The organism is Peribacillus sp. BM1, assembly GCF_056679975.1.
Genome location: NZ_CM155259.1, coordinates 2,415,144 through 2,428,278, shown reverse-complemented (window position 1 = coordinate 2,428,278; position 13,135 = coordinate 2,415,144). Strand labels below are relative to the sequence as shown.

The window sequence follows — 13,135 nt, the reverse complement described above, 5'->3', positions numbered from 1 at the left end:
AACGTTAAAAAACAAGAAATTACAGATTCATCATAATTCCTGATTGAGAATATGATCAGCAACAATCTCTTCAAATGCTTTTACTTGCTTTAATTGAAATGCAGATTCATATCCGCACAGCCATGTATCTCGCTGAATCGAATGATTTTGTCCGTCCAAGAGGGGGATTTTATATACATTTTGATCTTTATCATGGAGTGTAATTGCTGGAAGAATAGCATAACCGATTCCATTGAAAACCATTTGCTTACATGTTTCAATTTGGTCAACAATAATCGTATTCTTAGGTGTCGTCTGAAAATGACGATGCCACCAATTTTGAATTTCCTGATAATAATTTGAATCACTTTTAAACTGGATGAATGGTCGATCTGTTTCAAGAACTTGTTCAAGCTCATTCATTTCCGTATCAACTAAGTACAACATATCTGTGAATAAATGCTGTTTATAGCCCTTCCAATCAGGTGCTCCACGTATAATCCCAATATGTACTTGACCATCATATAATGATTTTAGTATTTCACTGCTCCAGCCAGTAATAAGTGAGATTTTGGCATAGGGGTATTTTTGCACAAATTTTTTCAAGACTTGAGGTAGCCAGTTTTGTCCAACAATTGAAGCACAGGCAATTTTCAATGTTCCATATACTTCATGATCCATAGCTTGAATACTTTCCCTGACTTTTTCTTCTTTTTCTAAAATTTCATTTGCTAATCGGATGACTGCTTCCCCTGCTGAGGTTAAAGTAAGTCCTTTTTGTGAACGAAGAAATAATTTAGCATTCCAATCCTTTTCAATCGTTTGCAATCGCTGGGACAAGGCAGGCTGTGAGACGAATAATCGTTCAGCCGCTTTACGCATGTTCATTTCTTGCGCTAAAACAGATAATAAATGGAACTCAGAAAATGACATATTTTCAACACCTTGATTCGTTTTTCTTATACCAAATAAAGTGAAACTTCCATCAGTGGGGGTTTTTTCATCCCCCACTGATTGTTAGTTGAACCAATCGGGCTTTTACGGGCAGTTGTCCCCCACCTATACTTCTTCGATTCCTCTAAGCCTTGGGATGGGGGTCTTACTGCCCGTTAATGCGGGATAAATCTGAAACCATCGTATCATTTATTATTCTCCATATACAGTAAAAATTCCACACAAAGCATAAGTAACACGATAAACGATGTGGTGCGTGCTGGGCCAGACTCTTTTGAGACATCCTCGTTATCTCTTCTGTTAAAACGGGATAAAAATAAGCCCTAAAGGGGGCTTATTTTTATTTAGACGGAGATGCTGGTCCTTTATATAATTCTTTCAAAATAGCTCTTCTTGTCAGAATTCCTTCAAAAGTCCCCTCATCATTTTGAACACATACAAAAGGTTGGTCAATTAAAAGCTCAAGCCCTTTATCCATTTTATCTTCAATATGAAGCCGGGGAATATTTCGATTCATTATTTCAGAAACTTTTTTATTCTCTAGCTTTTCAAATTCAATCCGTTGCATCCCTAAGATAGAATCGAGGATGACTGGTGTACTTATCAGACCATGTAGCTTATACGTAGGATCTAATACAGGGATGGCTGTATACCCGCTCTTTGTCAAAACAAGAAGCGTGTGCTCTAGATTATTGGCAATCTGAACGTGAGCAACACGTTCAGAAGGAATCATCAAGTCTTTCACATTTAGCTCCATTATGTTCCCATCATGAGTATCGATCATGTCAAAACCCCTTACCTAATAAGTCATAATTTCGTCTACACTTCTAGTGTATCATAGGTAAAGGAAACTTTCTTCTTGAATTGACCTATAAAGTGAAACTTCCATCAGTGGTGGTTAGTTGAACCAAATCGGACCTCTCGAGCAAAAGTTGTCCCCACCTATCTTCTTTGTTCCTCATAAGCTTTAGGTGGGGGTTCTTACTGCCTAAGCGTGGGATAAATGAGAGATCTTATGTCAACCTTTGTTTGTTTCGATATTTCTCAGCATATGCCCACACTCGGGACACTCGAAAATAATGTTTTGATTAGACTGGGCAGTCAATACTTTACTTATATCATTTTTACTTTTACATTGCGGACATATTACAGTTGGCTTCTCCAAACCTCTTCCCTCCATTTATCCCGTTTTAACGAGTAGTAATACCCCTAGAATCAAAGTAACGTAGAGGGTGTTTCCTTTATATAGAATGCAGATTTTCACCAGATTTCATACGTTCAAACTAAGATATCGCCAAAGTGCATTTACTCATTTGATTTTGAAATCTTCACTTTTTGTCTTACAAAAAAAGCCGACAGCATATGCCATCGACTTTTATTATGCTTTGCGATCAGATTATGATTGCAAAAGATCAAAAATTTCAATTGTAATCATATCAATGTTGTCAAATTGATATTTAGAGGATTTGCCTTTTTCATTAAAAACTTCTAACTCAAACATCTCCGTTTTACTGAAATATGTAACCTGACATTTTAAAACACCATCTATTTCAAAAAAACGCTGAGCAGATTCAGTTTCCTGTGCTTGCTCCTGAAGATTTTTCAATCTAGTAAGAATGCCTTGTAATTGAGACATACTCCCACTCCTTTCTAGTATAAAACCTTTTCGGTAGGTTTCACTATAACATAAAAAACTATCCAAAAACCAGAACGAATTAATTTCAGAATTTTTCATCAGACACGTCATTCTTCATCCTTTTCTGTTCCTAATAAAAGCATAGAATAACAGATTAATTTTGTATATAAAAACTTTAAAAAAAGTGTCGAAAACACAGTTATTTTTTCTCAAAAGGCGTTTCGCTATCCAATTTTGAATATTTTTTTTATAATAGCTTTAATCTAAGTAATTAGACTAATTACTCTAAAACGATTTGAAACTCTTTCTTTTTCAAAAAGCTTTTACCAAATATAGATTGGAGGATAAGATGAATAAAGTTACACTTTTTACACAACCAGACTGCCCGCCATGTAAAATCGTTAAAATGTTTTTTAACGAATATGATATTTCGTTTCAAGAAAAAGACATCAAAGCAGATGCCGTAGCAATGAAAGAATTAACTAAAAAATACGGGTCCTACTCCACTCCAACAGTCATCATTAACGGAGAAGTGATCATTGGATTTGAAATTGAAAAAATGAAGGAAGCTCTTTCCATCAACGACTAATGAACCCTGCATGTTATTTGCGGGGTTTTCCCTTCCTTTATTTCATTGTTCGTGCACATTTACCGGTGGATATCCAATCTTAAAAAAGTTCGTTAATCTCAGAAAAATGGAGTGAGGTATTATAGTCTGTTAATACGGGATAAAAAGTTGAAGATGTTCAAAAAAGGGCCTGACCCAGCACTTCCTACACAGTTGATAATGTTACTTGCATTTCATTTAAACTGTATGTAAAAGTTGCAGGGATCTGACCCTTTTCTTTTAGAACATCGGTTCTTGATTTCCCCACTTTATAATGACTGATTTCCAATGATTTTAAAATGGAAAAAAGAAAGGTATGGCAAAAATCATGATTACGCCAATGAATAGTTGTAATAAGATACCAATCACAGCAAAATCCTTTTGCGTATATTCCCCAGCAGTCATCACAAGTGCATTTGATGGTGATACAGATGGTGATGAGAATGCCATGCTTGCTGCAACTGCTACACAGATTAACACAGGAAGCGGACTATAGTGCAGGTTTTCAGCAAGTGTATAAGCAATAGGAGCAACGATAATTGCTACAGCTCCATTTGGTATAAAAAAGCTCATCAGCATTGTCAGTAAATATAAAACTCCTAATAATCCATAAGGTCCTGCCCAACTGATTACATATTCTACCATTGAACTAATCAATAGTATTCCACCCGTCTTTTCAAGTGCAAGTGCGAGAGGTATGATGGCACCAATGAAAAGAACGGATTCCCAATTCATTCTTTGATAGGCCTCCTCGATTGATCGAAGGCAGCCTGTTACGATCATTAGCAAAGCGGCCATAGACATCGACAATGTTGGAGAAATCAAATCAATAGATAGCATAATCACCATAAGCAAGGTAATTCCAGCAGCAATAATGGCTTTATTTTTAAAAACTACTGGCTCTGACTCAAGCGCTACACTCCCTACGACTAGCACATCTTGCAAATCAGTAGACACCCTTTCAATGTTTTCCCATTCTCCATGAATAAGAAGCGCATCTCCAGGTTTTAATTGTTCCGTACCTAATTCGGATTGGATATATTCCCCTTTTCGATTAATCGCTAATACACTGCATTGATATTTTTCACGAAAGTGGATATTTTGCAAGGATTGATTCTCATAATCAGAATGAGGCATGATCAGCACTTCTGTTAACCCGAATTTACTGCTAAGAAAATGTTTTTTGATCTCTTCTTGTTGAAAAGGTCTTATTTCCAATTCGAATTCATCTGCAAACCTCATGACAGCATCATCTTCACCAAAGACTAAAATAATATCTTCTGGATGAAGCACTTCTTCTGCTTTCGCTGAAAAAACCTGAGGCTTCGTTAAGATTGAAAGCTGTTTATCTCTTGCTTTTCTTTTAATTTCAATGACAGTAATTTCATAATCAACTGGTAGCCTTAGCTCAGATAAACGTTCACCAACAATGTCGGAGTCCGATGGAATATAGAGATAATGTAAGCGGTCGTAAACTTTATACATTCCAGCCAATTCACTCGTTGCTAAACCCTTACCACTATTATTCAGGGAAATAAATCGATTTGGAAGGAGCCTTTTCCCTATAGTGAGCATAAAGATTAAACCTGAAAGAAGGGCAACAATTCCGATAGGCGTAAAATCAAAGAAAGTTAAATTTGCGTATTCATTAGTCCGCAATATCTCACTAACTACTAGATTAGGCGTTGTACCAATCATCGTTAACATGCCACCTAGCCCACTGGCATAAGCCAGTGGAAGCAGAAGCCTGGATGGGCTTTTTTTATTCTTTAAGGCCATGCTTGTAACGATCGGGAGCATCAAGGCAACAATTGCCGTACCACTTAACAAGGACCCTAGTATTCCTGCAGTAGCCATTACATAAATAATCATCTTAGCTTCACTGCCTTTTTTGCGTTGGTTTAATTGACTTACAATTTTATCTGCAAGACCAGAAAGTGAAATTCCTGCTCCAACGACGTATAAAGAACCAATCATAATGACAACCGGATTTGAAAATCCAGAAAGAGTCTCTTCCAAATTTAGAATTCCAGTCAGTCCAAGCGCCATAAGTGCTAAGAGCGCTACTAGATCTGCACGTAATTTTCCTTGTATGATAAGTGCAATTGTACAGACAAGTATGATAAATGTTACCAACATTGGTTGTGTCATGCGTGTTACCCCCAAAAAATGATCCTTAACCAAAAGACTTAATCTCTAAATGAAAAGATTTACAAATGCAACTTTACGCTTGCAAGTCATAATTTTAAAGTGTGAGCGCCTTGTAAAAGGAAATACAGCTAAGAGCAGGTCCGTCCCTCTCCCAGTGAGTTCCAATTTTCACTCGTAAAGTTCTGTCTTTAACTTCCTTTGTGAAGGTTATTTGGCATTAGTGAGCCAGCTTGTGTTAGATAACAAAGCCCACAAAAAACTTTTATTTTAAAAGATAATATATACTTCTTTTTATACCTATTGTTTGGTAGTATAAGGAAGTGACATTTAAGTAGATAGGTTGATATAAATGAATAATAACTTGACAAGAAGATCTTTTCTAAAAAAAACAGTAGGTACCATATTAACTCTGACTGGAGCAGGAATAGGCGGTAGGTATTATGCTCATGATATCGAACCTAAATGGATTGAATTCAATGAAATCATGATTCGGCATTCACTCATTCCAAAAGGTTTTAACGGAATGAAAATTGTTCAATTTAGTGATACTCATTTAGGATTTCAATTTCAGTTAAAAGATTTGCAGGCCGTATTATCAAAAATACAGACATACTCTCCAGATGTTGTCCTTTTCACTGGTGATTTAATGGATGAACCAAATAAATATCCGCATCAATCCGAAATTATTCCACTGCTACAAAACATTCAAGCTCCCTTAGGAAAATTCAGCATATACGGTAATCATGATCACGGAGGATATGGTTCTAAAATGTATGACCAGATCATGGAACTTTCAGGATTCACTTTATTACAAAACAGTCATGCTGCCATTTCCTTATTAAACGGAGATAAAATATATATTGCTGGAATTGATGATGCCATGCTCGGATCTCCAAACATAAAAAAGTCTCTATTAGGTATTCCAGAACACGCTTATACCATCCTTTTATCACATGCACCTGATCTTGCTGAATTTGCAAAAGATTACCCAGTACAATATCAAATCAGCGGACATAGCCACGCTGGACAAATTCAAGTTCCTTTTGCTGGCGCCCTTGTGACGCCCCCTTTCGGAAAAAAATATACAGAAGGAATGTATGAGCTAGAAAACCTAACTCTATACGTGAATCGAGGACTGGGAACTACAAGACTCCCTTACCGCTTCCTTGCTCGCCCAGAAATAACTTTATATGAATTACAGTCTAATGAAAAATAATAGCCAAGAAATTCCTTACAAAACAACAGCAAACTAACTTATCGGGCACTCTATCCATAAACGTGCCTGATACTTCTTATTTAAAAAACAAAGTGCTTATTGCAAATATTATACCATTAGTAGACTCAGAGCAGAACATAAACTTTTGATTCAAGCCTACTCCTCTTATGTATACGATAATAGAGTTAGCTAATTAACCGCACGAAAAGCCAATGAAAAACAATCTGATACAGGCTCAAAATTGCAAAACAACCATATAATAACGAGAGAAAGGAGAGAACACCATGCAACCTTATTACTTCCCAGCACATCAATATTATCCAGCTGTTCCATCGCGAAATGGTCAAGACGAGCGATTTTTCCCATTTCTGCTGCCATTCGTGGTAGGCGGTGTTGCAGGTCTTGCTACTGGATCATTACTTTTTAACAATCGACCACCCTATTATCTTCCGTATCCACCCCCGGCTCCTTATCCGTATCCTTATCCACCATATAATTCATATCAAGGTTATCCTGGTTATCAAGCATATCCCCAAAGTTTTGGAGCCCAGGCAGGCGTATCGGAAAATATAAATATCTATACGTCTCCACAATACTCAAAATGAATAGTAAACGAGAAGAGGGAGAATACACACCTCTTCTTTTTCTTTTATTTCCTATATTCGAAGAAAGCAATTATTAATTTTATTCTTTGCTTTCGAAACTTCCAATAAAAAATTTCATCTTATTTCTCTTTTACTTCCTTTCATATTTGAAAATGGTATAATAAGAATCATATGCACAACGATATTAGGAAAGGAGTTTATTTATGAATGATATGAAAGGGGATCCTTCCTCTATGAGCACAATCAATAGTCTTGCCCAAGCGATCTTTGTCGTGAATAAACACGCAAAAACAGCCCCAGAACCCAAAACCTTATACGAATTAAAACGACTTTCTCTAAACAAATTACTTACTGAAGGGAAAGCGAAAAAGTTAGGACTCCATTTTTCCGATAATCCAAGATATTCAGCGCAACAATCTGATGTAATTGTCGAATGTGGTGAATATATTTTCCACCTCCCGCCTTCAAGAGAGGATTTAAAAAAACTCCCTCACTTAGGAAGCCGATCATCATCGGTTCGTAATCCTAAAACTGCATTATCCTTATCACGAGCGAAGAAGATTTTGCAAGCGTATATCGGCAAATTAGGCGAGCCGAAACCACGTGAACAAGCTGGCAGGTCTCATCAGCATTCGCGAAATAAAACAAACTCTGCTTTCCAAAATACATTTCCTTCTTCGTTTTTAGGAAAAGGTTTCAAACTATAGTCAGACCGTCAATCATGAAGTCTTTCCTTTCCATCGATATGATATATCCGCAAAATAATAGGCTGACTTGCAGGCAAGCATCTACCTGTTTAGTCAGCCTATTTCCACTTTTAGAAAGTCTTATCTCTCTTTTTTAAAGAATATGCTCGTCAATCAATTGAATAAGTTCTGCAATTTCTGGCTTACTTACTTGCGCATCCGCTCCAACCATATTTCCCTTATGGCGTAAATCATCCGTAATTAATGAAGAAAAAATAATGACAGGGAGCTTGCCTAGATCGTGATCTGCCTTCATTCGCTTTGTTAAATGGAGACCGTCCATTTGTGGCATTTCTACGTCCGTAATCACAAGTTGAATTTCCTCTGTAAGATCTTTCCCTGATTGAATGATGCCTTCTAAATAATTTAAGGCATCTTCACCATTTTCAAAGAATTCGAGGAATTCGTAGCCTGCTTCTGATAAGGTATCATGAAGAAGCTTTCTAAGGAGCGGTGAATCTTCTGCAACTACAAGCTTCTTATTAGATCTTTCTCTCTTTCCAAGCTTTTTCACTTGTTGAATACTAATTCCAGATTCAGGATTGATATCGACAACGATTTTCTCAAAATCCAGAAGTAATAGCATTTCTCCGTTAAGTTTAATGACCCCGATAATTTGACCTTCAAGACCTTGATACATGTCAGAAGGCTTTTCAATTTGCTTCCAGGAAATTCGGTGTATTTGTGTTACCGTATGTACATGAAAAACAATCTTCTGCTGATTAAATTCAGCAACGATAAATTTATCATCCTTCGGTTTTTCCGATGGTGGGAAACCAAGTGCCTTTGCTACATCAACGACTGGCAGCACTTCGCTTCTGAGCTCTATGATCCCTTCCACATTCTTGTGTGCATGTGGTACATATGTAATGGGGACTGGATTTATAATTTCTTTTACTTTAATTACATTAATGCCAAATTTATTTGTTCCTATTCCGAATTCAACGATTTCTAATTCATTTGTCCCACTCTCAAGCAGAATACCTTTTGTTTGGTCCATTTTATTCGTCCTTCCTTTATCTTTCTTCCTAAAATATATCATGATTTGGATTTATCTAATAAGATATTTTAGTAAATTAAGCCTATCAATTAATAAAATACTTATACTTACTAATTCGGCAATAATAGTGATTTCTTAATAAAAAACGATAAAAAAATTCATGAGAATTTGTCTAAAACTAAAACGTTAAAAAAGGTTCAGGTTCTAAAAACTGTATCTCCTTATGAAGGTGGCGGTGCGAAGCTGATTTCGCGAAGCCTCGTCCCTTTTCCACAGAAAAGAAAAATATTCAATATATACTTGTTCATTCAGCCATTTTGGCGACGTTTATTTTTTCTTCTAAATTTCATCATAGGCAGCCAGCCTTTTTTTATAAATAAGCCGCACATCAAAACAGCAATTAATGCCATGATTCCTATTACCACATAATACCCATAATGCCAATGGAGCTCTGGCATATGCTCAAAATTCATTCCGTAAATCCCGGCGATGAACGTCAAAGGCATAAAAATTGTCGTAATAACAGCCAATGTCATCATACTCGTGTTTAAACTATTAGAATTTACGGACAAGTAACTATCACGGATATCGGAAGAAAAATCTCGATATGATTCAAGCATCTCCACTAGCTTAAGTAAATGATCATGTACATCATTAAAGTACAAATGCCGCTCTTTCAAATAACTCAATCGATCCGAATAATTCATCCGATACAGCATATCCCGCATAGGCAAAATTGTTTTTCTCAAAGCTGACATTTCAGCTCTTAAGTCAAATAACCGCTCAATTAATTCGCTAATTGTTTCTTTCTTTGTGTTATCTTCGATCCAGTTCAGTTCTTCTTCAATTCGATAAACTAGAGGGAAGTACTCATCGACTAATTTGTCAATCAAACCATGCATAAGAAAAAATGACCCTTTTCTCATCGAGCTATTTCTATTCATTAAATCCCAAACCGTCTCAAGCTCTCTGACATCCTCTTTATGGAAGGTAACAATAAACTTCTCGCTTATAAACATATTAAGCTCGATTGCTTTTAGATTATCTTTATTTAGGGCATGGAGAACTAGAAATTCATAATCTTCATAGAAATCAATCTTAGGTCGCTGGTTGAAATCATCTAAGCTATCTTCAATTGCTAATGGATGAAATTGAAAAGTACTCGACAATAATGCCGATTCTTCTTTAGTCGGATTAACAAAATCCACCCAATACCAGGCTACATCCATTTCATTTAACCTATTAAGCTCTACATTATAAAGCGTCTCATCGTCTTTCGTTATGACACATGTTCTAATCACATTATCCATCCTTAATTATCTTTTTTTAAGTGCTTGTTCAATTTGAAGATAATAAAAGCCATGCCGTTCAAGAATCTCTTTGTTTTAACCTAACATGTATACAATTATTACGCTCGATGTAAGAGAAGGTTATTTTAAAGGCTTTGATACAATCTGACAATGATCTATCTTAGACTTTTTGAACAAGCTCACAAAGGAGACTATTTACAATATATCTTTCTCTAGAATCTCCCAACATGATAATGATAAAATAAAGTGAAACTTCTATCAACGGGGACTTACTGCGCGTGAAGCGTGGGATAAAAAGCCTTACAAAAAAGGGGAACTGATTTATGGAACATTTACTGAATCCACGAGTTAAAAAAATCGAGATATCTGGCATTCGAAAATTTTATAACTTAGTTGCCGATATGGAGAATACGATTTCATTAACGATCGGCCAGCCAGATTTCCCAACACCTGATCATATAAAAGAAGCTGCAAAGCATGCCATTGAGAATAATTATACTGTCTATTCTCATAATGCCGGTTTTATTGAATTAAGAACTGCTGCAAGTGAATTTGTTAGAAAAAAGTACAATCTTCACTATAATCCTGCAAATGAAGTCATTGTCACAACAGGGGCGAGTGAAGCGATAGATATAACCTTTCGGACCATTTTAACTGAAGGAGTCGAAGTCATCCTTCCTGGCCCCGTCTACCCCGGGTATGAACCTATTATTAAGTTGTGTGGCGCCACACCCATTTATGCGGATACGACAGCAAACGGATTTCGCTTAACTGCAGATACCCTCCAGAAATACATAAGCAGCAAAACCAGATGTATCGTCTTACCATATCCTTCAAACCCAACTGGTGTCACTCTTACTGCAAAGGAACTCGAGGATATTGCGGAGCTTGTTCGAGAACGAGATATTTTTATTGTAGCAGATGAAATCTATAGTGAACTAGTTTTTGATCAGAAGCATGTTTCAATTGCTTCATTTTTGAAAGAGCAAACTATCGTATTAAATGGCGTATCTAAGTCACATTCAATGACAGGTTGGAGAATTGGTTTCATTTTCTCACCTGAAGCGATCTCTAGTCAAATTTTGAAAGTCCACCAATATAATGTAACCTGTGCCTCTTCCATATCACAACGAGCTGCTTTAGCTGCCTTAACAGATGGAATCGATGACGCTCTACCTATGAAAGAAGAATATCGATCTCGCCGTGATTATGTTCATCAACGGTTAATTAAAATGGGACTTAACGTCGTAAAACCCGAAGGAGCATTTTATTTTTTTGTTAAACTTCCAAACAAGTATCATACTTCACTCTCATTTTGCCTTGAACTTGTTGAAAAAACAAAGGTAGCTGTTGTTCCAGGCGATGCTTTTTCACAGCTTGGCGAGGGATATTTCCGAATCTCTTACGCCTGTTCTCTAGATATATTGAAAGAAGCTTTAAATAGAATGGAATGGTTTCTTAATGAACAACCTGATATTCCTGAACATTAAATAATTCACTACATCAAAAAAAGGGGCAAGGATGTCTTAAAAGGGACTGACCTTATACTATATATAGGTCTGAACCCTTTCATTTTTGGACATCCATATTCCCTTTAAGATGGCTTAATAGAGCTTGCGTAGAAAACGAATATCTCGTAATCCCTCATTCTGCTTAGTCGTCGTAATATTTACTTCAATTATTGCTCCCTTTAAACTAGTCAGCACCTCTTCAAATTCAGCTACGGATTTTGGCTTTAAGCAACCTAAATTCTTCAATTCACGCATGAGAATTTGAAACCCATAATTCGTTTCGATCTGACTGAATTTTACTGGTAAGACAAGAGGGCTCTCATTCATTAGTTTTAATTCCCAGCAAAGCGGATTCAAGTTATGATTCGTTTTTTTCCTATAATAGTTTTCAATTCTTACAATATATCGTCCATCCTCAAGCTCTTGAAACATTTGACCAATATCATCAAATATCCCCATACTAAACCGACTTCCTTTCGGTTGTTATATGACTAGCCTATTCACGACAGTATGCTTGCATTCAAGAGAATGGAGCTGGTTTTAAAAATATTTATAAAGTGCTTGAGTACCACTATCCTCTTCTCCAGCTTCGGCTAATTGATCGTAAAGCGATTTAGCAAGCGTTAACCCAGGTAATTCTAAGTTCATTCGTTCTGCTTCATCTAGCGCAATCTTCATATCTTTCAAAAAATGCTTAATATAAAAACCTGGTTCGTAATCGCCTTGGATCATTCTAGGAGCCAAATTAGAAAGTGACCAGCTACCTGCTGCTCCTTTCGTTATACTCTTTAATACAGTATCCGGATTAAGACCCGCTTTTTTTGCATAAACAATCGCTTCAGTAACACCAATCATATTAGAGGCAATGGCAATTTGGTTACACATCTTCGTATGCTGACCTGAACCTGATTCTCCTTGGTATACAATATTTGTACCCAGTACTTCAAATATTGCGATTACTTCATTAAATATATCTTGTTCACCGCCAACCATAATGGCTAATTTTCCATCTCGCGCTCCTATGTCTCCACCTGATACAGGAGCATCTAGTGAATATATACCTTTTTCCTTTGCGCAAGAAGCAATCTTTTTGGCAAGAGTTGGTGTAGAAGTCGTCATATCAATTAGAATCGTATTTTCACCCGCATAGTGGATGATACCTTCTTCACCAAGGTAAATTTCCTCTACATCGCTCGGATACCCAACAATGGAAATAATCACATTTGTTTGTTTGGCTAACTCTTTTGGTGAATCCGCCCAGTCTGCTCCTGCTTTTAGAAGATCTGCCGCATTCTCCTTAGTTCGATTAAAAACCGTGACGTTAAATCCTGCTTTCAATAAATTGCTTACCATGCTTTTTCCCATTACACCCGTACCAATAAATCCAATTTTGGCAGTTTCGATCAAATGCGCCATATCA

Annotated in this window: 13 protein-coding genes; 5 read left to right on the top strand and 8 right to left on the bottom strand. The window is 36.6% G+C overall.

Annotation, left to right across the window (positions count from 1 at the left end; translation table 11 throughout):
• Nucleotides 1–30 precede the first annotated feature (30 nt).
• The 3 genes from AC1MGI_RS11680 to AC1MGI_RS11670 form a co-directional block, all read right to left on the bottom strand.
• The gene (locus AC1MGI_RS11680; protein ID WP_480345418.1) at nt 31–912 is read right to left on the bottom strand and encodes a LysR family transcriptional regulator; all 882 of its coding nucleotides are present in this window, start codon (nt 910–912) and stop codon (nt 31–33) included.
• A 361-nt stretch (nt 913–1,273) separates the two neighbouring features.
• Nucleotides 1,274–1,717 carry a cyclic-di-AMP-binding protein CbpB gene (gene cbpB, locus AC1MGI_RS11675; RefSeq protein ID WP_062181665.1) on the bottom strand — a complete coding sequence of 148 codons (444 nt, stop codon included), beginning with the start codon at nt 1,715–1,717 and terminating at the stop codon, nt 1,274–1,276.
• 612 nt (nt 1,718–2,329) lie between these two features.
• A complete protein-coding gene (locus tag AC1MGI_RS11670) occupies nt 2,330–2,569 on the bottom strand; it encodes a DUF1797 family protein (RefSeq protein WP_480345417.1) in 240 nt (79 codons plus the stop codon).
• 349 nt (nt 2,570–2,918) lie between these two features.
• Between AC1MGI_RS11670 and AC1MGI_RS11665 the strand changes: the two genes are divergently transcribed.
• Nucleotides 2,919–3,158, top strand: coding sequence for a glutaredoxin domain-containing protein (locus AC1MGI_RS11665; RefSeq protein WP_480345416.1), 240 nt, complete (start codon nt 2,919–2,921; stop codon nt 3,156–3,158).
• Nucleotides 3,159–3,470: 312 nt separating this feature from the next.
• On the opposite strand, the gene AC1MGI_RS11660 is transcribed toward AC1MGI_RS11665, so the two are convergent.
• Entirely contained in the window at nt 3,471–5,327 is a 1,857-nt protein-coding gene (locus AC1MGI_RS11660) for an SLC13 family permease (RefSeq protein WP_480345415.1), read from the bottom strand.
• Between the two features lie 349 nt (nt 5,328–5,676).
• Here AC1MGI_RS11660 and AC1MGI_RS11655 point away from each other — a divergent pair, with 349 nt between their 5' ends.
• The 3 genes from AC1MGI_RS11655 (at nt 5,677) to AC1MGI_RS11645 (ending at nt 7,855) form a co-directional block, all read left to right on the top strand.
• Entirely contained in the window at nt 5,677–6,543 is an 867-nt protein-coding gene (locus AC1MGI_RS11655; protein WP_480345414.1) for a metallophosphoesterase, read from the top strand.
• A gap of 284 nt (nt 6,544–6,827) precedes the next feature.
• The gene (locus tag AC1MGI_RS11650; RefSeq protein WP_454215068.1) at nt 6,828–7,148 is read left to right on the top strand and encodes a hypothetical protein; all 321 of its coding nucleotides are present in this window, start codon (nt 6,828–6,830) and stop codon (nt 7,146–7,148) included.
• 203 nt (nt 7,149–7,351) lie between these two features.
• Nucleotides 7,352–7,855 (top strand): YkyB family protein, encoded by a 504-nt coding sequence (locus AC1MGI_RS11645; RefSeq protein WP_480345413.1) that lies wholly within the window; start codon nt 7,352–7,354, stop codon nt 7,853–7,855.
• A gap of 133 nt (nt 7,856–7,988) precedes the next feature.
• Here the strand turns inward: AC1MGI_RS11645 and AC1MGI_RS11640 are convergent, their stop codons facing one another.
• Together AC1MGI_RS11640 and corA are read right to left on the bottom strand one after the other, a co-directional pair.
• Complete coding sequence (locus AC1MGI_RS11640; protein ID WP_480345412.1) at nt 7,989–8,894, bottom strand: chemotaxis protein; 906 nt, start codon at nt 8,892–8,894, stop codon at nt 7,989–7,991.
• Between the two features lie 308 nt (nt 8,895–9,202).
• On the bottom strand, nt 9,203–10,204 hold the full coding sequence (gene corA, locus AC1MGI_RS11635; protein ID WP_480345411.1) for a magnesium/cobalt transporter CorA: 1,002 nt from the start codon (nt 10,202–10,204) through the stop codon (nt 9,203–9,205).
• 323 nt (nt 10,205–10,527) lie between these two features.
• Between corA and AC1MGI_RS11630 the strand changes: the two genes are divergently transcribed.
• Nucleotides 10,528–11,694 carry an aminotransferase A gene (locus tag AC1MGI_RS11630; RefSeq protein ID WP_480345410.1) on the top strand — a complete coding sequence of 389 codons (1,167 nt, stop codon included), beginning with the start codon at nt 10,528–10,530 and terminating at the stop codon, nt 11,692–11,694.
• Nucleotides 11,695–11,808: 114 nt separating this feature from the next.
• Here AC1MGI_RS11630 and AC1MGI_RS11625 read toward each other — a convergent pair whose 3' ends face one another.
• Nucleotides 11,809–12,174 (bottom strand): hypothetical protein, encoded by a 366-nt coding sequence (locus AC1MGI_RS11625; protein ID WP_480345409.1) that lies wholly within the window; start codon nt 12,172–12,174, stop codon nt 11,809–11,811.
• 81 nt (nt 12,175–12,255) lie between these two features.
• On the bottom strand, nt 12,256–13,131 hold the full coding sequence (locus tag AC1MGI_RS11620; protein ID WP_480345408.1) for an NAD(P)-dependent oxidoreductase: 876 nt from the start codon (nt 13,129–13,131) through the stop codon (nt 12,256–12,258).
• Nucleotides 13,132–13,135 lie beyond the last annotated feature (4 nt).